The sequence below is a fragment of the Clostridium sp. BSD2780061688st1 H5 genome (genome assembly GCF_005845155.1).
GTDB classification, from domain to species: Bacteria; Bacillota; Clostridia; order Lachnospirales; family Lachnospiraceae; genus Claveliimonas; species Claveliimonas intestinigallinarum.
The window spans coordinates 51188-72993 of the sequence record NZ_SPGT01000016.1 but is presented as its reverse complement, the minus strand read 5'-3'; the positions used below and the strand labels follow the sequence as shown (position 1 = coordinate 72993).

Sequence of the window (21806 nt, the reverse complement as noted above, 5' to 3'; positions counted from 1 at the left end):
ATGTGGAGGAGAACGTGAGCACCAAGGTGGTGAAGATCATCCAGAGCTACACCGGTGTGGTGGATAAGATGGTGTGGCGGAAATGGTAATACGTAATAAGTAATCCATTTGATGCCAGCAATCGTTTAAAAAATAGGTTCAAAAATCTTATATAAAATCTTATGGAAACTGCCAGGAATATGTGCTACTATAGTTACAAAGCATTATATTTCTGGCAGTTTTTTTCTTTTGCGGCGTCTGCCGTGTCTGTAAGTCTGATAAGAAGATCTAAAAGAAATCTCAATGCTTTTTATTCCCATCGACAAAGCAGAGAGGTTTCCTGAAAGCAATGTTCTGAAGCTTATGTTTTTGTTTTTACAGGCTGCCTCCTGCGATTTATTAGAAAAGGAGGTACCTATGAGCAGAAAACAGAAGAAGCAGAACCGGAAGAAGCAAGACGGGGAAAAGAAGGTGTATCCCGTTCCTGACCGGAACTACAAATCTTCGCTTTTTACCATGGTGTTCAGCGACAGGAAAGAGCTGCTGGGACTCTATAATGCGGTAAGCGGAAAACAGTATAAGAATCCCGGGGCGCTGAGCGTCAACACGCTGGAGAACGCCATCTACATGGCCATCAAAAATGACCTGTCCTTTGTGATCGACTCCCGGCTCTCCCTGTATGAGCATCAGTCCACCTACAGCCCTAACCTTCCGCTGCGGATGCTTCTGTATCTGGCAGATCTGTACGCGGACCTGACGAAAAACGAAAACCTGTACGGAAGGAAAAAGGTAATGCTTCCGCCGCCCCAGTTTATCATCTTCTACAACGGGGAGGAGCAACAGCCTGACAGGCGGATACTGAAGCTGTCCGACTTATATGAGATGGAGGAGGAAGAGCATAAGCTGGAGCTGGAGGCGGTGATGCTGAACATCAACGCGGGCCACAATCCGGAACTTATGAGGGCGTGCAAGACTCTGGCGGACTATGCCCAGTACACAGCCCGCATAAGAAGGTATGCCGCAAAGATGCCCATAGAAGAGGCGGTGGAGCGTACTATCACGGAATGTATCCGGGAGGGGATCCTTGAGGATTTTTTAAGGAAATATCGAGCGGAGGCAAAGAGGATGAGTATATACGAGTATGATCAGGCGAGGCATATAAGACAGGAGCGGGAAGAGGCCTGGGAAGAGGGAAGACAGACAGGCAAACAGGAAGGAATACAGAAGGGAAGACAGGAAGAAAAGCAGAGTATAGCTCTCAATCTGGCAAAAATGGACATGACAGTGGAGCAGATCGCTAAGGCAGTGGAAGAGAAGGCTGCTGTGGTGGAGAAGTGGCTGGCTGATACTGACAGATGAATGAAAAGAGATGGAGAATGAAACGTGAAAACCGTGGGACAGAGTTCGTGATTTAGGACTCTGTCCCGCGGTTTTTGACCTCCGAGAGAATTGCAGATTTATTATATAGCTAAATTGTATATGAACAAGTCTTCTACACCAGTTACTCGCTGGTGTTTATTGTTGGCATTTTCCCAAATTGACTATTGCCATGTCTGTCCCGAGAGATTAAAATCTAAGTTAGACAGAAACAGTCATTTTCTGACTGAAATGCCGGAAAAGGAGGAGAGAGAAATGCTGATTTGTCCAAATTGCGGAACTGCCAACACAGACGACTCAAAATTCTGCGAGAACTGCGGGACAAAGCTGGAGGGTGAGGCACAGTACGTGCCGGAGGAAACCGGAGAGACAAAAGTGGAGCCTGCGGCTGAGCCGGAAAACGCGCCAAATATGGAGAGTGATGAAGAACCGACTGCCGGGCCGGAGCAGGCAACGGAACCGGAAGAAGAACAGGTGGAAAGCGCAGAGCGGCCGGAAGAACAGGTGCCAGCCTTTGACCAGTCGGTAGAGCCGGAGGCACAGCCGGAGCCAGAGCAATGGCAGCAGGGCTCCTCGGACCAGGGCTTCGATCCGGGTATGGACCAGAATTATGATCCGAACATGAACCAGGGATTTGACCAGGATTTTACCCAGAACATGGCTGCCGGAGGGGCGCCCCGAAAGAAAATGTCCAGGCTGCAGATCGCAGTCATCCTGGAGGCGGTGTGCCTTGTGCTGCTGGTCGTGGCCTTCTTCGCCATCGGGAACAGCCGCAGCAGCGCTATCTCTGTGGCAGAGAAATACTTTAAGGCCTATGCGGATCAGGACTGGGAGGAGGTCTATGGCATGCTGGAGATCCCGGATGGAGAATTCATCCAGGAGGATCAGTACGAGAAGATCATGGACGCCAGCTCCCTGCCGGAGATCACCAATTTCCAGGTGCAGAAGCCGGCCGGCAATATGGGGGACGGGATTACCCAGACCTTTGAGGTGAACTACTCTATAAACGGGCAGGGGCAGTCCAGCACAACGGTCACTGTGGTCAAGCAGAGCCGGAAGTCCATGCTGTTTTTCGATACATGGAAAGTTTCGGCGGATGGCCTGATCGTCCAGGATTACAGTATCTATGTGCCAAAGGGAGCGCAGACAGCGGTGGACGGCGTCCAGCTGACAGAGGATTATCTGGTCTCAGAGGAGGAGGGCCAGGCTTGCTATCAGATCTCCATTTTCAACGGAGTTCACAGTATACAGGCAGAGATACCCTGGTGTGAGACGTACGAGGCCCAGTTTGATACAACGGCTCAGGCAGAGTACGCGGTATCCGGTCTGGCGCTCTCGGAAGAGGGAACGCAGGCTGTGGAGACAAAGCTTCAGGAGGCTATGGAGACCTACTGCCAGGCTGCTCTGGCCGGCAGCTCCTTTGATGAGGTGAAGGATCTGTTCGCGGAGGGGGCTCCTGACAGCAATGAGGATTATTACGAGAATCTGAGGAACAGTCTGGAGGCCGATAAGTACTCTTCGGCCCAGCAGCTGCAGCTGAGCGGCTTTGAGTGCGATGTGTCTGAAGTGGGAACTTATAATGGAAGCCTTCAGGCTGAACTGAGCTATGACTATGACGTCATCTATACCTATCAGGGACTGTTTGATGACGCGCCGGAGAGCCGGACAAAGGACGGCTCCTCCTACGCAAGTGCGCAGTTTGTCTATGACGGGGATACATATAAGCTGTGGTCATTTACTCCCGGCAGCATCTGGTATTAAGGAGGCGAGATTATAATATGGAAGAAAAGCAGACAAAGAGCGGATGGAAGATTGCGGCTATCGTGCTTGCGGTACTGATCGTGGCAGCCATCGCGGCGGTCGTGGGCGTGTTCATCACCTCCTCAGCCAGCGGCGGCGCAGGGGGCGACAAGAGTGGTGGCAAGGAAGCCAAGCTGGAGCAGGTGCAGCCCTCAGGCGATGAGATAGACGTGAAGAGTACGATTCTGGTGACAGCGGACGGAAGCACCTCCGAGGATGCCGGTGACGCGGCGGGGGCGGGAGATGAGAGCGCTTCCGGGGAGCACCGCTATGAGGTGGTCGGACAGCGGATGACCTGGGCACAGGCGGACGCCTACTGCAAGGCTCAGGGAGGCTATCTGGCCACTGTGGGAAGCCAGGCGGAGTACGACAAGATCGTCCAGCTGGCGAACCAGTCCGGAAGAAAGGTTCTCTTTCTGGGAGCCCAGCGCGGATCAGACGGCAATTTCCAGTGGACCAACGGGGAGGATTTCTCCTACACGGCGTGGATGCCGGGAGAGCCCAACAATGACGGCGGCAATGAGAACTGTCTGGTCATGTTCCTGGTGGATGGACAGTGGGTGTGGTCGGACGTGCCGAATGACCTGAGCTCCTATTACGGCGAGAGTGCGGTTGGCTTTGTGTGTGAGTGGTATTCGTAAAAAATATGTAAAAACAGGCGGAAAACAGGGGCTTGCGGGAGAAAAAAATCCCGCAGGCCCTTGACTTTTGGGCACATCCATAATAAAATAGTCTGGCGTGCATAGGGATACGCAGTATTTTCGCACGCCTTAAACTTGCAAGAGTTTAAACCCGTAACTTATTTTTAATCGTAGGAGGTGAAAAGAAATGCCAACATTTAACCAGTTAGTAAGAAAGGGACGTCAGACTTCTGTAAAGAAATCTACAGCTCCGGCACTTCAGAAAGGGTACAACTCCCTTAGAAAGAGAGCAACAGACACATCTGCGCCGCAGAAGAGAGGTGTCTGCACAGCTGTTAAGACAGCTACTCCGAAGAAGCCTAACTCAGCTCTTCGTAAGATCGCCAGAGTTCGTCTTTCCAACGGAATCGAGGTAACAAGCTATATTCCGGGCGAGGGACACAACCTGCAGGAGCACAGCGTTGTCCTGATCCGTGGAGGCCGTGTTAAGGACCTTCCTGGTACAAGGTATCACATCGTAAGAGGAACACTGGATACAGCAGGCGTTGCCAAGAGAAGACAGGCTCGTTCCAAGTACGGTGCCAAGAGACCGAAAGACGCTAAAAAATAAGATCTGAAGTTGTAGTCACAAACAGAACTATGATGAAGTAAGTTACAGGTGTTTACAGATAGAAGAGACTCTTTTCTTCCCTGTATGGCCTGTGCACTACACTGTATCATTAGAAAGACACATGTGAGTACCTGTGAATTAATCAAAGTATCGGGAGCGGCCCGGCTGTTCTTGATAGAAAACAATGTTTAAGGAGGGAAGAACCGTGCCACGTAAAGGACATACGCAGAAAAGAGACGTATTAGCGGATCCGTTATACAACAGCAAAGTGGTTACAAAGCTTATCAATAACATTATGTTAGACGGTAAGAAGGGTATCGCACAGAAGATTGTATACGGAGCATTTGACAGAGTCGCAGCAAAGACTGACAGACCGGCTATCGAGGTATTTGAAGAGGCTATGAACAACATCATGCCCGTACTTGAGGTAAAGGCAAGACGTATCGGTGGAGCCAACTACCAGGTGCCGATCGAGGTAAGAGCTGACAGAAGACAGACTCTGGCGCTTCGCTGGCTGACCAACTTCTCCCGCGCAAGAGGCGAGAAGACAATGGAGGAGAGACTGGCGAACGAGATCATGGATGCTGCAAACAACACAGGCGCAGCAGTGAAGAGAAAAGAAGACATGCACAAGATGGCAGAGGCAAACAAAGCGTTTGCTCACTATCGATTCTAATAGGAGGAAAAAACCTTGGCTGGAAGAGAATATCCATTGGAGAGAACCAGAAATATTGGTATTATGGCTCATATCGATGCCGGTAAGACGACACTGACAGAGCGTATCCTGTATTACACTGGTGTTAACTACAAAATTGGTGATACTCACGAAGGTACTGCGACCATGGACTGGATGGAGCAGGAGCAGGAGAGAGGTATCACGATCACTTCAGCCGCTACCACATGCCACTGGACTCTGGAAGAGTTCACAAAGCCGAAAAAGGGCGCTTTGGAACACCGTATCAACATCATCGATACTCCGGGTCACGTTGACTTCACGGTAGAGGTTGAGCGTTCACTTCGTGTACTTGACGGTGCAGTAGGTGTGTTCTGTGCCAAAGGTGGTGTAGAGCCTCAGTCAGAGAACGTATGGCGTCAGGCCGACACATACAACGTACCTCGTATGGCTTTCATCAACAAGATGGACATTTTAGGTGCTGACTTCTACAACGCTGTAGAGCAGATCAAGACAAGACTTGGCAAGAACGCCATCTGTCTGCAGCTGCCTATCGGCAAGGAAGACGAGTTCAAGGGAATCATCGACCTGATGGAAATGAAGGCCTACATCTACAACGATGAGAAGGGCGATGACATTTCCGTTACCGATATCCCGGACGATATGAAGGACGACGCAGAGCTCTACCACACAGAGCTGGTTGAGAAGATCTGCGAGCTGGACGATGACCTGATGATGGAGTATCTGGAGGGCGACGAGCCGTCCGTTGAGTCCCTGAAGGCTGTTCTTCGTAAGGCGACATGTGAGTGTACAGCAGTTCCCGTATGCTGCGGATCTGCTTACAGAAACAAAGGTGTTCAGAAGCTTCTGGACGCGATCATTGAGTACATGCCGGCGCCCACAGACATCCCGGCTATCAAGGGTGTGGACGAGGATGGAAATGAAGTGGAGAGACATGCTTCCGACGAGGAGCCCTTCTCTGCTCTCGTATTCAAGATCATGACAGACCCGTTCGTAGGTAAGCTCGCTTACTTCAGAGTATACTCAGGAACTGTAAACTCCGGTTCCTATGTACTGAACGCGACAAAGGACAAGAAAGAGCGTGTGGGACGTATCCTGCAGATGCACGCCAACAAGAGACATGAGCTGGATAAGGTGTATTCCGGAGATATCGCGGCCGCTATCGGATTCAAGTTCTCCACAACAGGAGACACGATCTGTGACGAGCAGCACCCGGTTATCCTTGAGTCCATGGAGTTCCCGGAGCCGGTTATCGAGCTGGCTATTGAGCCCAAGACAAAGGCATCCCAGGGCAAGCTTGGAGAGTCTCTCGCGAAGCTGGCAGAGGAGGATCCTACATTCCGTGCTCATACAGATTCCGAGACAGGCCAGACAATCATCGCTGGTATGGGTGAGCTCCACCTGGAGATCATCGTAGACCGTCTGCTCCGTGAGTTCAAGGTAGAGGCCAACGTAGGCGCACCTCAGGTTGCCTACAAGGAGGCGTTTACAAAGGCTGTTGATGTGGACAGCAAGTACGCAAAGCAGTCCGGTGGACGTGGACAGTACGGACACTGTAAAGTGAAATTCGAGCCCATGGATGTCAACGGTGAGGAGACATACAAGTTCGAGTCCACTGTAGTCGGAGGAGCGATTCCGAAGGAATACATCCCGGCTGTAGGCGAAGGTATCGAGGAGGCCATGAAGTCCGGTATCCTTGGCGGATTCCCGGTAGTAGGCATCCACGCTACTGTATACGACGGATCCTACCATGAGGTAGACTCCAGTGAGATGGCATTCCACATCGCAGGCTCACTTGCATTCAAGGATGCTATGAAGAAGGCTGCTCCGGTGCTTCTTGAGCCTATCATGAAGGTGGAAGTAACCATGCCGGAGGAGTATATGGGAGATATCATCGGTGACCTGAACTCCCGTCGTGGTCAGATCGAGGGTATGGATGATCTGGGCGGAGGAAAGATCGTGCGCGCACACGTGCCGCTTTCTGAGATGTTCGGATACTCTACAGACCTGCGTTCCAGAACACAGGGCCGTGGAAACTACTCCATGTTCTTCGACAGCTACAAACCTGTTCCGAAATCAGTACAGGAAAAAGTGTTATCCGGAAAGAATGATTAATTTTCGCCGGTTTTCAGCCAAAAAAGTATGAAAAAGGCTTGAAAAACAAGGGGATATGAAATATAATCAGAAATAGCCGAGTAAACTGATAAAATCATGAAAAATGCCCAAAGGGCGCTTGAATAAGGAGGATATTCAAAATGGCAAAAGCTAAATTTGAAAGAACAAAACCGCATTGTAATATTGGTACCATCGGCCACGTTGACCATGGTAAAACCACTCTTACAGCAGCTATCACAAAGGTTCTTGCCCACAGAGTAGCTGGTAACGCAGAGGTTGCTTTCGACAACATCGACAAGGCACCCGAAGAGAGAGAGCGTGGAATCACAATTTCTACAGCTCACGTTGAGTACGAGACAGATAAGCGTCACTATGCACACGTTGACTGCCCGGGACATGCTGACTACGTTAAGAACATGATCACTGGTGCAGCTCAGATGGACGGCGCTATCCTTGTAGTTGCTGCTACAGATGGTGTTATGGCTCAGACAAGAGAGCACATCCTTCTGTCCCGTCAGGTAGGCGTTCCCTACATCGTTGTATTCATGAACAAGTGTGACATGGTTGACGATGAGGAGCTCCTTGAGCTGGTTGAGATGGAGATCCGTGAGCTGCTTGACGAGTATGAGTTCCCGGGAGATGACACACCGATCATCCAGGGTTCCGCTCTGAAGGCTCTGGAAGATCCGGACGGAGAGTGGGGAGACAAGATCATGGAGCTGATGGATGCAGTAGATTCCTACATTCCGGATCCGCAGCGTGACACAGACAAGCCGTTCCTTATGCCTGTAGAGGACGTATTCTCTATCACAGGTCGTGGAACAGTTGCTACTGGTAGAGTAGAGCGTGGTACACTTCATGTATCTGACGAGGTCGAGATCGTTGGTATCCATGAGGAGACAAAGAAGACTGTTGTAACAGGTGTTGAGATGTTCCGTAAGCTGCTTGACGAGGCTCAGGCTGGTGACAACATTGGTGCACTTCTCCGTGGTATCCAGAGAACAGAGATCGAGAGAGGTCAGGTTCTTTGCAAACCCGGTTCAGTTACATGCCACCACAAATTTACAGCTCAGGTTTACGTTCTGACAAAGGACGAGGGTGGACGTCATACTCCGTTCTTCAACAACTATCGTCCTCAGTTCTACTTCAGAACAACAGACGTTACAGGTGTTTGCGAGCTTCCTGAGGGAACAGAGATGTGCATGCCTGGTGACAACGTAGAGATGACAATCGAGCTGATCCACCCGGTAGCTATGGAGCAGGGTCTTCGTTTCGCTATCCGTGAAGGCGGACGTACAGTAGGATCAGGCCGTGTTGCTACAATCATCGAGTAATCTTTGATTTGTATTGATCATGTGAATTCAGCCGCAGTCCCCCAAGGGGACTGCGGTTTTTTGCATGGCATTTAATCACGTGGCCAGAAGCGGGACTGGGGAAGAAGAGGGAAGTTCTGCCGGTTAACAATTGACAATAAACGAGCGTGGATGTATTATGAATAGGAAACAGTCTCCACATACGGATAAAGTGCAGAATGTGGAGAACAATAAGAAGTGATACAGACTGAACAAGGATGGGAAAATATGGATGAATTAACACAGAGTACTAAACAGGAGGAGATGGAGATCGATCTGCTCGAGCTTTTTCACGTACTGCTGAGAAAGATCTGGTTGATCCTCATCTGCCTGGTGGCAGGAGCGGTTCTTGTAGGCGGCTATACGAAAATTTTTGTTACGCCTCAGTATTCTGCCAGCGCTACCATTTATATACTTTCGAATACAACCAGCATTACATCGGTGACAGATCTGCAGATCGGCACAGAGCTGACCAGCGACTTCGCAGAGATTGCAAAAACCCGTCCGGTGGTAGAGGCAGTGATCGATGAGGTGGGACTGGATGAGTCCTATGAGAGCCTTGCGGCCAGACTTTCCACTTCCAATCCCTCAGAGACCCATCTTCTGAAGATGACGGCTACAGATCCTGATCCCCAGCGGGCTGCAGACATAGCCAATGCCTATGCGGATATCATGGCCAGCCAGATCGCGGACATTATGAATACAGATCAACCGAATGTTGCGGAGCAGGCGGTAGCTCCCTCGACTCCGTCCAGCCCTAATCTGATGAAAAATACGCTGCTTGGCGGCGTGGCTGGCGCATTTCTCGCCTGCCTTGTGATCTTTGTACAGTTTATGATGAACGATACGATCCAGACAGAGGAGGATGTGCGTAAGTATCTGAATATCAATACGCTGGCAGTCATGCCTGTTGAGAAGAGGCGCAAGGCGTCATGAAAAAACACGTAAGGACCATCCTGGCCGTTGTGTTTATTCTTGTCGCTGTCGGGTGCGCTGCCTGGCTTGTACGGTTTTATATGGACGAGGCCAAGGGCAGACAGGCTAATGAAAAGGCACAGCAGCAGGCGCAGACAGAGAAACTCCCGGAAGAGTCGTCAGATACAGATGAGGTGGAGATCCCTGTAGATTTTGCCTCTCTCCAGGCGACGAATCCGGATGTGTACGCCTGGATCCGCATAGATGGGACGAATATAGATTACCCTATTGTGCAGAACAGACAGGACAATACCTATTACCTTGACCATACGTGGGAGGGGACAGAGGCGGCTCAGGGGGCGATCTTTACCCAGACCTACAACCAGAAGAATTTTGAGGACTACAATACAGTTGTCTACGGACACCGGATGAGTGATTCGAATCCGGTCATGTTCCACGATCTGCTGAACTATATGGACGAGGAGTATCTCTATTCCCATCAGAATGTTACAGTATATACGGAGGAGCATATATTTACCTATCGAATCTTCGCGGCAGTGGTCTACGATGACAGGCTGATTCCCCTGTCCTATAACTTTACAGAAGAGGGCCAGAGACAGGAATTTCTGGACTCTGTGTTCGCGTCTTCTGATCTGCGGAGCCAGTTCGCAGAAAATGTGGAGGTGACGGCTCAGGACAAGCTCCTGACGCTTAGCACATGTATAGCCGGAGAGGATCATCACAGATTTCTTGTGGAGGCGGTGCTGACAGATGAAACATAAAAATAGTATACTGGTACTTCTGGGAGTTCTGTGCCTGATCCTGGTGGGAGCTGTGGTGTACACGGCGTTCATACGCCAACCTGATGCGGTGGAGACGGACAGCGAGGCCTCCGAAGGATCGGGAGGGCGGTATATCACCTACAAGGGGAAAGAGTACAGGAGAGACCAGAACGTACAGGCCCTGCTTCTGATGGGAGTGGACAGGGAGTCCACAGCCCAGGTGGGGGAGCAGACAGGCGATGCGGGACAGGCGGACAGCCTGAATCTGCTTATTTTAAATAAGAAAGAGCAGACTGCGAAGATCCTGCAGATATCCAGGGATTCAGCGGTGGACATCGATGTCTATGACGAGAATGGAAGCAAGGTAATGACTGCAGAGGGCCAGCTCTGCCTGCAGTATGCCTTCGGGGATGGCGGAGGGAGGAGCTGCCGCCTGACTGTGGAGAAGACAGAAGAGCTGCTGGGAGGCATTGACATTGACAGCTATCTCGCCTTGACGCTGGATGGCATCAAAGTCGCTGTGGATGCGGCGGGAGGGATTCCCATCACCGTGCCGGAGGACTATACATGGATTGATCCGGCTTTCCAGAAGGGGGCTTCCCTTGTCCTTAATGGAGAGCAAGCGGAACAATATGTGAGGAGCCGGGATACGGAGACGCTGGACAGTAACCAGCAGAGGATGGAGAGGCAGTCTCAGTTTATGCGGGCGCTTCTGTCCATGCTGGCGGGAGGCGGCTTCAGTACACAGGAGCTGACAGACCTCTATCAGCAGTTGGAGCCCTACATGACTACCAATCTCACCGCAGACGAGCTCACCCAGATCGCGGGATATACCTTCCAGGAGGAGACGCAGACGGTTCCCGGAGAGGTGACAGAGCAGGATGGCCGGGCTCTTTATATCACAGATGCAGAAAAAATTCAGGATTTGATCATAAAAGAGTTTTTTATTGAAAAATAATGTGGTATAATTTTGAACGTAGTAGGAAATGGAAATGTACGTATTATAAGGCTAAAAATATAGGAGGGAATAAAATGAAAACAAAATTCTTAAAAACAGCAGCAGCCGTGATGGCAATGGTAATGTGTCTTGGCATGACAGCGTTTGCCGCGCCGAGCCCGTCAGGTTCGGACTTTGTAGTCGGCGGTATCTCAAGGGCTGTGGATGCGGATGGAAATGACATCAGTGGTATGCTCGAAGTGACAGAGCTTCCTAATGAGTATGCGGATGTTGCAGCGCAGCTCCGCACAGCGGAGGGACTCCGGGCAGCTATGGGATCGGATTATAATGAGAACATGATGGTTGTGGACATTGTGGATGTGAAAATAGTGGGTGATGCGTCTCAGGTGAAGTTCCCTGTCACCATCACATTTCAGGTGAACGGCGTTACAGTCAGCACGAAAGGAATGATTCTTCACTACACAGGAAGCGAGTGGGAGAAGATTCCTACTACAATGGGCGAGGGTACAATGACGGGCACATTTTCCTCCCTTTCTCCGGTAGCTTTTGTGGTAGACAAGACTACCGTGACAGGAGGAACTGCTTCTCCAAAGACAAGTGCACAGTCAGCGGCAGCTGTTGCTCTTCTGGGACTTCTTGCGGTGACAGCGGCCTGTGGAATGAAGAAGAGATCTATGGAACGATAGAACGGAAAGATAAAAACTCTTCCATGGAGTAAGGCTCCTGGGAGAGTTTTTGTTCTGTAAGAGGGCACTTTGGGTTTTCCATACAACGACGGAAAGGACTGGAAACATGCATCTGACAGATATACACTGCCATCTCCTGCCGGGCGTGGATGATGGACCTGACACGATCAAAGGTGCAGGCAGGCTTCTGGATCTGATGAAGGAGGAGGGAGTGGAGAGGATCATAGTGACTCCCCATTTTCATCCGGAGATCTTCGAGACATCTATGGAGCGTATACAGCGGTTTCATGGAGGACTCCGGGAGATGGCCCGCAGGAGAAGAATCAGACTGTATCTCGGTTGTGAGTTCTACAGATGTCCGGAGATGATTCATCTTCTGGCTGAGGGGGGAAGGCCGTCCATGGCAGAGTCATCCTATGTACTTGTTGAGTTTGCGCCGGATGATGTGTATCAGACTGTCAGGAATTATATATATGAGCTGCGCTCCCAGGGATGGAAGCCGATCATTGCTCATGTGGAGCGATATGAGTGCTGCCACAGGGACAGCCGGAGAGTCAGAGAGCTGGCTGAGCTGGGAGCCTCTATTCAGGTAAACGCGTCTGCGGTCTTGGGCAAGAGGGGAGTTCGTACGAAGAGCTTCTGTAAAAATCTCATAGAAGCGGATCTGGTCAGCTTTATAGCTTCTGATGCCCATGACGAGAGAGGGCGAAGGCCAAATCTGGGAAAATGTGCCAGGTATGTGGCCAAAAAGTACGGACAGGATTATGCCCGGAAGATTTTTGAAGAAAATCCGGAGAAAATTTTGCGTGACAGGAGAAGAAAATGAGAAGAATAACCATTGAATTACCAGAATTTACATACGCTACACGGGAAGAGATAAAGACGCTGCGCACTAATGTACAGTTTTGCGGGGATGACAAGCAGGTCATTCTGTTTACAAGTGGTCTTCCCGGTGAGGGAAAGACCAGGAACGCTATCGCCCTTGCGGCCTCCTTCGCGGAGCTGAACAAGAACGTGCTCCTCATTGACGCGGACATGAGGAAATCTGTGATGGTATCCAGACTGCAGGTCAGCGGTGCGGATAAGGGGCTTTCCCATTTCCTGTCAGGTCAGTGTAATATAGCTGACGCGGTGGTGGCCACCAATGTTCCGAAGCTCCATCTGCTCCTGGCGGGTCCCCTTGTGCCGAATCCCACAGAGCTTCTTTCAAGCTCCAGATTTTCCGGGATGCTGGAAAGCTTTAGAAAGATTTACGACTATATTATCATAGATACACCTCCTCTTGGACTGGTGATTGACGCGGCCATTGTGGCCAGACAGAGCGACGGAGCGATTCTTATAGTGGAGTCCGCAAAGACAAAATACCGTATGGCTCAGGAGGTCAAGACCAAGCTGGAAGCGACAGGCTGTTCCATTCTGGGAGTGGTTCTGACAAAGGTGGATCGCAAAAAGCAGAGAGGATATTATACGAAATACTATGGGAAAAACTACGGCAAAAAAGGATACGGAGAGTACTATTCGGCAGAGTGATCCCGCAAGGGGAGTGTAAAAAATATGTAGATTAGATAGATATTAGATAGATAAAGGAAAGCAGCTGCGTGTACTGCTTTCCTTTTTTTGTTGCCTGAAAATCTATATTTATATAGAGATTAGGTCACCATAAAAATAAAACATAAATATTGAAAAAATTGGGACAAACGGCCAAAATATGGGATAATTGGTAATGGAAGAGGTAATTTCGCGAGTGTATAATATTTAGGAGAGGTAGAGCAACTTGAATATTGCAATATAGTTATACTGGGGGAATAACAGGGAACAATGGTTGGTATACCGATGATCCTAACTCCCCATTTTATGGAGTAGAGGACGATGAAGACATAGCACGAAGGGCCTTTTCGGATGGACATTTGAATTATTATTTTAATTCGTGGAATGCAGATCAAAGTCAAGCTGGGCAAGTAAAAAGAGCAACGTTTGCCCTAACGGCAGCACAGTTGGGATGTGCGACAATCATAGGAGGATAGTATTGTTTGGATGTATTCTCTATAATTAATATTCTATTGCAAATACAAGGAAAACAGAGAGGCAGTCAATGGGACAAGTTTAAAGAAAGTAGAAAAGAAAGTGAGTTTAGAATATATTTACTTTCAAAAGAGATAGTGTTTCATGGTCTTGAAGCATATGAAATAAAGATGGATTTAGGACAGATTATCCGTAAGAATAATGATGTCATGGTTATTGATAAAATATGGAAAACAGCGGCGATATTGCCTTTAGAGCATCAAGATAATTTGAATAGCTTTCTTTGTCAGTTTTTCTACACTCACGCTGTCCAGCGACATATCATCTACCTCCACAGTTCACTTATCGATCACCAGGGGAGAGGTCTCATGTTTCTTGGCCCCTCTGGCATCTGCAAGACCACCCAGGCGGAGCTGTGGAACAGATACCGGGATGCGCTGATCATCAATGGAGACGTGGTCTTTGTTCAGGAGACCGAGGAGACATTCCTCGGCTGGGGCACGCCCTGGCACGGCTCTTCTCCCTACTGTGAGAACACCAATGTTCCGGTAGAGGCGTTGATCGTCCTAAAGCAGGCTCCGGAGAATTCCATCCGGGAGCTGACCGGGTTTGAGAAGGTAACTGCGGTCTCTGAGAGCGTCTTTTACCCGCGCTGGCTGGAGGGCGGCATGGAGCTGTGCCTGGAGACGCTGGATCATCTTTTGTCAGCACTGCCCGTCTACGAACTCTCCTGCCGGCCGGATGAGGGGGCCGTGGAGCTGGTGGAGAGGACGGTGTTTGGCAGGGCGCTTTGAGCCTGGGTTATAATTTTTCGGAAAAATAAAATGGTGTTGGGATCCCAAATACGATGCCTGTGGATTGTTCTGTGCTGCGCACTTTCGCAATCCTACCCAATATTCGCATATCGCGGGATATACATCCCACTTTTATGCTCATATCGGGGCGGGGCCCAAGATCATTCACCCACTATGAGCAAGCTCATGTGGGCTCGGATATTTTGCCCCTGGCATCATATAATCTCGTTCCTGTGTTCAACGAAGATGCAGAATATAGGACCGGGTTTTTCCCATATGGAGAGGATGAGAGTACTTGTGGGTGGTATAAAGCATATCATTCAGAGAATTAAAGAGGGAAGGCTGCAGCAGCTTATGGGGGAGATCCTCTGGATGTATGTCTATGTGCGTCGCTACTGGCTCATGATCGGGATCTATATCCTGCTGGGGGCCTCAGGGTCGGTGCTGAGCCTTGGGACTTCCGTGGTCAGCAAGGATCTGGTGGATGCTATTACAGGGGTGAACTCCATGGAGATTATTCGGGTGGCCTGCACCTACGTGGGTGTGGGCGTGGGGCAGATCTTCATCAATGCGGTGAAGTCCAGGCTGTCCCTGAAGGTGCGGCTGAAGGTGACGAACGAGATCCGGGCGGATATCTATGAGCAGGTGCTCCAGACCAACTGGGAGTCCCTGGCAAGGTACCGGTCCGGCGACCTACTGTACCGGGTCAACGGGGACGCGGGCATGGTAGCCAACACCATCCTCACCTTCCTGCCCAATGTGGTGACAACGGTTATCAGCTTTGGAGGAGCCTTCATCATTGTCGTGCAGAACGATCCATGGATGGCTCTCATTGCCCTTCTGGGAGCCCCCATTTCCTTTCTCACCTCCAGGTATTCGGCGAGGAAGATGCGAGATTTTCAGCGGGAGAACCAGAATGTGGCCAGCGACCGGACGGTCTTTGACCAGGAGACCTTCCAGAACATGCAGTTCATCAAGGCCTTCGGCATGGTGGAGCGGGTGACGGAGAAATTTCACAAAATACAGGATGAGTTTGTCAGGATCGCCCTGGATCAGAATAAGTTTCAGCAGACTATGACCATTGCCACTTCCCTTGTGGGACAGGCAGTGGGGTACGCCTGCTACGGGTTTGCCGCCTTCCGGCTCTGGCAGGGGCAGATCAGCTACGGTACCATGACCATGTTCGTGTCCATGGCAGGCTCGCTGCGAGGATCTTTCAGCGGTATCCTGGGACTGCTCCCCATGGTCATCCGCTCCGGCATCAGCGCGGAGCGGATCATGGAGATCACCAGCCTTCCCAGAGACTCCATGGAGGATAAAGAGGAGGCGGAGGAGATCCGGCGGGAGAGCCGCCGGAAGGGCGTCTTTGTGGAGATGGAGGACGTGGATTTTGCCTATGAGGAGGAGAAATGGGTTTACCGGGACGCCCGTTTCCAGGCTCGCCCGGGAGAGATCGTGGCTCTCATCGGCCCCTCCGGCCAGGGAAAGACGACTACCCTGAACCTGCTTCTGGGACTTTATCACCCTCAGAGGGGTCAGGTGCGTGTGGGCAATCCGGGGGGCCGGATGCTGCGGGCGTCCTCCTCCACCCGGTGCCTGTTCAGTTACATTCCTCAGGGGAATACCCTGTTTACCGGCACCATTGCGGACAACATGCGGATGGTGAAGCCGGAGGCCACGGACGAGGAGATCCGGTCTGCCCTGGAGGCGGCCTGTGCCTGGGAGTTTGTGGAAAGGCTGGAGAAGGGCATGGACACAGAGGTGAGAGAGAGGGGAAACCGGTTCTCGGAGGGACAGAAGCAGAGGCTCTCCATTGCCAGGGCACTGCTGGCCGACGCGCCGGTGATGATCCTGGACGAGGCGACCAGCGCCCTGGACGTGGCCACAGAGCGGCGGGTACTGCGCAGGATCATCCGCAGAGAGCCCCACAGGACTGTCATCGTGGCGGCCCACCGGCCCAGCGTGTTTTCCATGTGCAGCCGAATCTACAAGGTGCAGGAGGGACATATGGCAGAGGTGACAGAGGAGGAAGTGGAGGAATTTCTCCAGGCCTTCTGATGGATACAGGAAATAGGGTACATACTGGTACGTGATTGCAGACAGATGATATAGGAGAGTGGCAAATGAGATATCTCAGACTGGCAGTGATCATCATTTTCATAGGCGCCCTGGGCGTGTACGGTGCGTCCCGGGTAAAGGAGTGGCGGGAGCGGGATCCCCATGTCCCAACCATCTCCAGCGACAGGAATGTGCTGGATGTGTCCTGCTCCGCTACGGAGGAGGAGCTGATGGAAGGGCTGACGGCTCAGGACGAGGAGGACGGGGATCTGACCAGCGGCATCATGATTGGCAGCAGATCCCATTTTACAGAGCCCGGCGTCTGTACCATAACCTACGTGGTGTTCGACTCTGCCAGCCAGTCCGCCACCTTTGAGCGGGAGACTCATTTTACAGACTACCGGACGCCACAGTTTTCTTTAAGCGAGCCTCTCGTATTTACAGCGGAGAGCGGGGACAGCACAGGCATACACGTGGGGGCCTCGGACATGCTGGACGGGGATCTGAGCATTGATGTAAAGATCACGGACAGCACGGTCAACTACCAGACGCCGGGAGCCTACACAGTGACTGTGGAGGTGTCCAACAGCTACGGGGATGTGTCGTCAGCGGTTCTCCCTGTGCATGTGCTGGAGTCCTGGCAGAATGAGCTGGATATCCAGCTTACAGCAGGGATCGTGTACCTGAAGACAGGAGAGGGACTGGACGCGGGCTCCTACGTGGCGGGACTAACTGACGGGGAAGGCAATGCCCTGGATCCGGGGCTTGTGCAGGCCCAGCCGGCAGTGGATGCGTCCACTCCGGGAATCTATGAGGTGCAGTACATAGCGGCAGACAGTCAGGGACGGCAGGGCAATACGTGGCTGACCGTGATCGTGGAAGAATAGGAGGAAGCAGGATGGAAGAGACAAAAGAAATACGCCTGGACGAGATCAGCATCTGGTGTATCCTGCGGGATGTGGTGAGAAATGCCTGGGTCGTAGTCCTGGCCGTGGTGGCGGCCTATCTTGGCATCGCGGGAGTCCTGGGCCTTCTGTACGAGCCAGTGTACACGTCCAGCGCCACCCTTGCCGTCACAGCCCGGGGCAACAGCGGCGGAGCCTACTCCTCGCTGAATATCACCACCCAGATGGCGGATGTGTTTACCGAAGTGTTCCAGAGCGATGTACTGCGGGAGCAGATCGCCCTGGACATGGGACGGGACAGCGTGTCAGGAGAGATCACGGTCAGTGTGATCTCGGAGACGAACCTGGTGACTCTGCAGGTGACCTCCGTGACGCCCCAGGACGCCTATGAGATGATCCAGTCCGCTTTGCGGAACTATGAGGGCGTGTCCGACTACCTTTTTCCAATGCCCGCCTGCAGATTGTGCAGAGCCCCCAGATCCCCTACGGCCCCTCCAATGTGCAGAATATCCGGCGCTATCAGCGGCTGGGCATGCTGGGGGCGGGAGCCCTGGTGGTGGCGTGTATTGCCCTTTTTAACATCATGCGCTTTACAGTGAAGACGAGAAAGAGCGCGGAGAGAAATCTGGACGGCCGCATCCTGGGAGAAATCCCCTTTGAGCAGAAGTATCACTCCTGGAAGGAGGCTCTGCACAGGAGCAAGCAGGCACTTCTCATTCAGTCGCCTGCTGTCAGCATGCAGTTCGCGGAGGCGCTGAGGCGTGCCTCGGCCAGGATCGAGCAGCACATGCGCCGAAGAGGGCAGAAGGTGCTGATCGTCACCAGCATCGGGGAAAATGAAGGGAAATCCTCTGTGGCGGCCAACCTTGCCATTGCCCTTGCGGAAAAGGGGCGGCGGGTGCTGCTGGTGGACGGGGATCTGAAAAAGCCGGCCCAGTACCGGGTATTTGACCAGCAGGACGCAAAATTGATCCAGCTCTCTGAGTGGCTGGAGAGTGGGAAGACCTTTAAGGGGCTTTTGCATTTTGAGAAGAAGTCCGGGATCTTCTGCATTTTCCAGAAGACCTCCGTGCGCGCCTCGGGCAGACTCCTGAAGTCGGACAAGATGAAGAGCCTCATGGAGGCCTGCAGGGAGCAGGTGGATTTTATCGTGATAGACACGCCTCCCCTGGCGGAGGTCAGCGACGGGGAGCTTCTCCTGGCCTACGGAGACTGTGCCCTTGTGGTGACCAGACAGGACTGGGTGGACGTGAGGATCCTGAACGACACGGCCGACACAGTGCGCCAGAGTCAGTCCGAATTTCTCGGCTTCCTGCTGAACGCATTTCACAGGGACAGGCTGTCCGCTTTGTCGAGATACGGTAACTACAGACATTACAGAGGATCGCAGGAGGTGCCGGATGGAAGATAAAAGACAGGAAGAGGAGATGGAAATAGATCTTCTGATGCTGGTGCAGGATGTGTGGAAGGGCGTGAAGAAATTCTGGTTCCTGGCTGTGCTGCTGGCGCTGGCCGGGGCGGCCTTCATGTATCTGCGCTCCTCCCGGGGCTATGTGCCTATATATCAGTCGGAAGCTACCTTCACAGTCATGACAAGCACCTCTGACGGGCAGGAGGGGAGTGCGGGGTACAATTTCTACTACGACACGACTACGGCGGGACAGCTTGGCACCACCTTTCCCTATATTCTTGGCAGCGAGCTGCTGACTGATGCCATCTGCGCGGACATGGGGACGGAGTATGTGAACGGGAGCATTTCCGCCAACGTCATCCAGAATTCCAACATGGTGACCATGGCGGTGGTGAGCGCCAGCCCGGAGGACGCCAGGGCAGTTCTGGAGTCGGCTATGAAGGTGTACCCGGATGTGGCCAGATTTGTGCTGGGAAATATCCAGTTCAACATTATTGATCCGCCTTCTCTGCCAAAGGAACCTTACAACATCCCCAGCTACACGAGGCAGACGGCGAAAGGGGCCTTGGCCGGGGTGGCGGCGGGCTGCCTGTTCATCCTGCTCTACGCCTTTTTCAAGAGGACTGTGCGGAAGACGGAGGAGCTGGACGCGGTGACCAGCCTGAAGTGCATCTCCAGTCTCCCGGAGGTGCGCCGGAGAGCCCGGCAAAGGGGGAAAAAGGAGATTTCCATTTTGGACGAGAGGGGGATGTCCGGATATCGGGAGGGGATCCGCTCCCTCTATATCCGTATTGCGCGGGAGATGGAGAAGAAGGAGGCAAAGGTTCTTCTCATCACAAGTACCACAGCCGGGGAGGGGAAGTCCACTGTGGCCAGAAATCTGGCCTATGCCATGGCTGAGACGGGCCAGAGGGTTCTTCTCCTGGACGGGGATCTGAGAAAGAAAAAGGACAGAAAGGAAGCTGTCGGCCAGGAGGACTATGGCCTGGGACATGTCCTGGAGGGGGTGTGCCGTACGAAGCAGGCTCTGAAAAAAGAGGAGGAGAGCGGCATTTACCACATGCCGGCAGGCGAGAGCCGTAAAAGGCCGGGCTCTCTCCTGGCTTCCGACACGATGGAAAAGCTGATGCGGGAGCTGAGAGGGTGCATGGACTATATTATCGTGGACGCTCCGCCCTGCGAGCTCTTTGAGGACGCCTTTGTGCTGGAGCGGTACGCGGATACGGCTGTCTTTGTGGTCCGCTATGACTATGTCCAGAGATACCGGGTGCTGGAGTGCGTCACCTCTCTGTCTGAGAGCGGCAGCAGCCTTCTTGGATATGTATTTTCCGGGGTGCCTGTCAGGGAGGCGGGATACGGGTACTATGGGTACTACGGCTACGGAAATTACGGCGGCTCTGTTCCTTCTGGCATTTTACAGAGGGCGGGTTCCCGAGGATAAGGCGGAGGTAAAGAGCCTTGGCAAGGCGGCCATCCTGCTGGAGCCGGAGGAGCTGCCGGATCTGATCGGTATCCTGCAGGAGGACGGGCGTCTGAGGGCAGGGGACGGGTTTGGCCTGGATATTACGGAAAATGTCACATGCAGAAGAACCTGGCTTTCAGGTGAAGATTATACTATACTGTTTAGAGTATCCAACGGGTACGGGGACACGGCGGAGGCGACGGTGAGCGCGGTCATATCCGGCGAGGTGGAGCACCCGGAGCTGGAGCTGTCGGCTATCTCTGTGACCATCCCTGTGGGGGAGGCATTTGACCCGTACAGTTATATCCTGTCCGCCCGGGACAGCGACGGCACGGACCGGCAGGGCGATGTGCAGGTGGGAACGGTGCCGGATACCTCGGTGCCGGGCACCTATCAGGTGGCCTATACGCTGACCTCCTCTGACGGCATGGAGCAGGTCAAGAAATACCTGACTGTGGCCACGCCCCACTGCAGCCTGTCCCGGCTGCGGGAGGAGCCCGGACTTGCCCGGCGCATCCGGCAGATGACAAAAGAAATCAATGAGAGGCTGGAGGAGGACAGGATCTCCCTCCAGCTTCTTGCGGGCATGGAGATCATGGCGGAGGAGACACGTGTGGAGGAGCTGGCCGGAGCGCTCCGGGAGGAGAGCCTGCTGACACTGAACGGAACCCGCTATCCGCTGGTGGAATTTCCCTTCCGCTGCTCTCCGTCTCTTGTCTACCGGACGGTGGAGCACTTAAGGGAGAACGGGTTTGTGCCTGTGATCGCCCATCCGGAGCGGTACAGATGCGTTGTGCAGCACCCTCAGCATGTCTACGAGTGGTACCGCATGGGAGCGGTGATCCAGGTAAATAAGGGCAGCGTCCTTGGCAGGTTTGGGCGTTCCATCCAGCGGACGGCGGATCTTCTCCTGAGGCACCGGCTGGCGGCTGCAGTGGCCTCAGATGCCCACAGCCCGGGGATGCGCACCCCGGACATGACCTGGCTGCGGGAGCTGCTGGCAGAGCGCTACGGCGCCTATTGTCCCGGTTGCTTTTGGATGAGAACCCGGAGAGGATCGTGCGGAACCGGGAAGTGATATGGGAAGAGCCGATGGAGATTGAAGAGTAAAAGTGAACAATAAATGAACAATATTGTTGAAACACCGCCCGATTTGATGTATAATTTTTGTACCAGAAAGGGGCGGTGTTTTTGAAATTGAATCAGGGGGACACAGCTTACGATTTTTTAGCTGTATTGTGTTCC

General features: G+C 52.5%; 20 protein-coding genes. All 20 read left to right on the top strand.

The window, feature by feature from the left end; genetic code table 11:
* Positions 1-396 precede the first annotated feature (396 nt).
* The 20 genes from FGQ86_RS11125 (at position 397) to FGQ86_RS11030 (ending at position 21639) form a co-directional block, all read left to right on the top strand.
* Positions 397-1338 (top strand): hypothetical protein, encoded by a 942-nt coding sequence (locus FGQ86_RS11125; RefSeq protein ID WP_243127246.1) that lies wholly within the window; start codon positions 397-399, stop codon positions 1336-1338.
* A 273-nt stretch (positions 1339-1611) separates the two neighbouring features.
* Positions 1612-3117 (top strand): zinc-ribbon domain-containing protein, encoded by a 1506-nt coding sequence (locus FGQ86_RS11120; RefSeq protein ID WP_171031556.1) that lies wholly within the window; start codon positions 1612-1614, stop codon positions 3115-3117.
* Between the two features lie 17 nt (positions 3118-3134).
* Entirely contained in the window at positions 3135-3797 is a 663-nt protein-coding gene (locus FGQ86_RS11115) for a C-type lectin domain-containing protein (RefSeq protein WP_138304082.1), read from the top strand.
* Positions 3798-3984: 187 nt separating this feature from the next.
* Positions 3985-4407: a 30S ribosomal protein S12 gene (gene rpsL, locus FGQ86_RS11110; protein ID WP_033126772.1), complete on the top strand. Its 423-nt coding sequence runs from the start codon at positions 3985-3987 to the stop codon at positions 4405-4407.
* A gap of 205 nt (positions 4408-4612) precedes the next feature.
* Complete coding sequence (gene rpsG, locus FGQ86_RS11105) at positions 4613-5083, top strand: 30S ribosomal protein S7 (RefSeq protein ID WP_033126771.1); 471 nt, start codon at positions 4613-4615, stop codon at positions 5081-5083.
* A gap of 15 nt (positions 5084-5098) precedes the next feature.
* A complete protein-coding gene (gene fusA / locus FGQ86_RS11100) occupies positions 5099-7216 on the top strand; it encodes an elongation factor G (RefSeq protein WP_033126770.1) in 2118 nt (705 codons plus the stop codon).
* A 140-nt stretch (positions 7217-7356) separates the two neighbouring features.
* The gene (gene tuf, locus FGQ86_RS11095) at positions 7357-8550 is read left to right on the top strand and encodes an elongation factor Tu (protein ID WP_033126769.1); all 1194 of its coding nucleotides are present in this window, start codon (positions 7357-7359) and stop codon (positions 8548-8550) included.
* Positions 8551-8796: 246 nt separating this feature from the next.
* Entirely contained in the window at positions 8797-9504 is a 708-nt protein-coding gene (locus tag FGQ86_RS11090; protein ID WP_138304080.1) for a Wzz/FepE/Etk N-terminal domain-containing protein, read from the top strand.
* A complete protein-coding gene (gene srtB / locus FGQ86_RS11085) occupies positions 9501-10265 on the top strand; it encodes a class B sortase (protein WP_033126767.1) in 765 nt (254 codons plus the stop codon). Before FGQ86_RS11090 ends, srtB begins: the two co-directional genes overlap by 4 nt.
* Positions 10255-11223: an LCP family protein gene (locus tag FGQ86_RS11080; protein ID WP_033126766.1), complete on the top strand. Its 969-nt coding sequence runs from the start codon at positions 10255-10257 to the stop codon at positions 11221-11223. Before srtB ends, FGQ86_RS11080 begins: the two co-directional genes overlap by 11 nt.
* A 74-nt stretch (positions 11224-11297) precedes the next feature.
* Positions 11298-11909 (top strand): hypothetical protein, encoded by a 612-nt coding sequence (locus tag FGQ86_RS11075; RefSeq protein WP_033126765.1) that lies wholly within the window; start codon positions 11298-11300, stop codon positions 11907-11909.
* A gap of 106 nt (positions 11910-12015) precedes the next feature.
* Positions 12016-12735 (top strand): CpsB/CapC family capsule biosynthesis tyrosine phosphatase, encoded by a 720-nt coding sequence (locus tag FGQ86_RS11070; protein ID WP_138304078.1) that lies wholly within the window; start codon positions 12016-12018, stop codon positions 12733-12735.
* The gene (locus tag FGQ86_RS11065) at positions 12732-13439 is read left to right on the top strand and encodes a CpsD/CapB family tyrosine-protein kinase (protein WP_033126763.1); all 708 of its coding nucleotides are present in this window, start codon (positions 12732-12734) and stop codon (positions 13437-13439) included. The genes FGQ86_RS11070 and FGQ86_RS11065 overlap by 4 nt, the downstream gene beginning before the upstream one ends.
* A gap of 860 nt (positions 13440-14299) precedes the next feature.
* On the top strand, positions 14300-14725 hold the full coding sequence (locus FGQ86_RS11060) for a hypothetical protein (protein ID WP_138304076.1): 426 nt from the start codon (positions 14300-14302) through the stop codon (positions 14723-14725).
* Between the two features lie 297 nt (positions 14726-15022).
* Positions 15023-16783 carry an ABC transporter ATP-binding protein gene (locus FGQ86_RS11055; protein ID WP_243127244.1) on the top strand — a complete coding sequence of 587 codons (1761 nt, stop codon included), beginning with the start codon at positions 15023-15025 and terminating at the stop codon, positions 16781-16783.
* A 65-nt stretch (positions 16784-16848) separates the two neighbouring features.
* Positions 16849-17670: a DUF5011 domain-containing protein gene (locus tag FGQ86_RS11050; protein ID WP_138304072.1), complete on the top strand. Its 822-nt coding sequence runs from the start codon at positions 16849-16851 to the stop codon at positions 17668-17670.
* 11 nt (positions 17671-17681) lie between these two features.
* Positions 17682-18287: a Wzz/FepE/Etk N-terminal domain-containing protein gene (locus tag FGQ86_RS16485; protein ID WP_138304070.1), complete on the top strand. Its 606-nt coding sequence runs from the start codon at positions 17682-17684 to the stop codon at positions 18285-18287.
* Entirely contained in the window at positions 18221-19099 is an 879-nt protein-coding gene (locus FGQ86_RS11040) for a CpsD/CapB family tyrosine-protein kinase (protein ID WP_138304068.1), read from the top strand. The genes FGQ86_RS16485 and FGQ86_RS11040 overlap by 67 nt, the downstream gene beginning before the upstream one ends.
* Positions 19089-20540: a polysaccharide biosynthesis tyrosine autokinase gene (locus FGQ86_RS11035; RefSeq protein WP_138304066.1), complete on the top strand. Its 1452-nt coding sequence runs from the start codon at positions 19089-19091 to the stop codon at positions 20538-20540. Before FGQ86_RS11040 ends, FGQ86_RS11035 begins: the two co-directional genes overlap by 11 nt.
* Complete coding sequence (locus FGQ86_RS11030; protein ID WP_171031554.1) at positions 20464-21639, top strand: CpsB/CapC family capsule biosynthesis tyrosine phosphatase; 1176 nt, start codon at positions 20464-20466, stop codon at positions 21637-21639. The genes FGQ86_RS11035 and FGQ86_RS11030 overlap by 77 nt, the downstream gene beginning before the upstream one ends.
* Positions 21640-21806 lie beyond the last annotated feature (167 nt).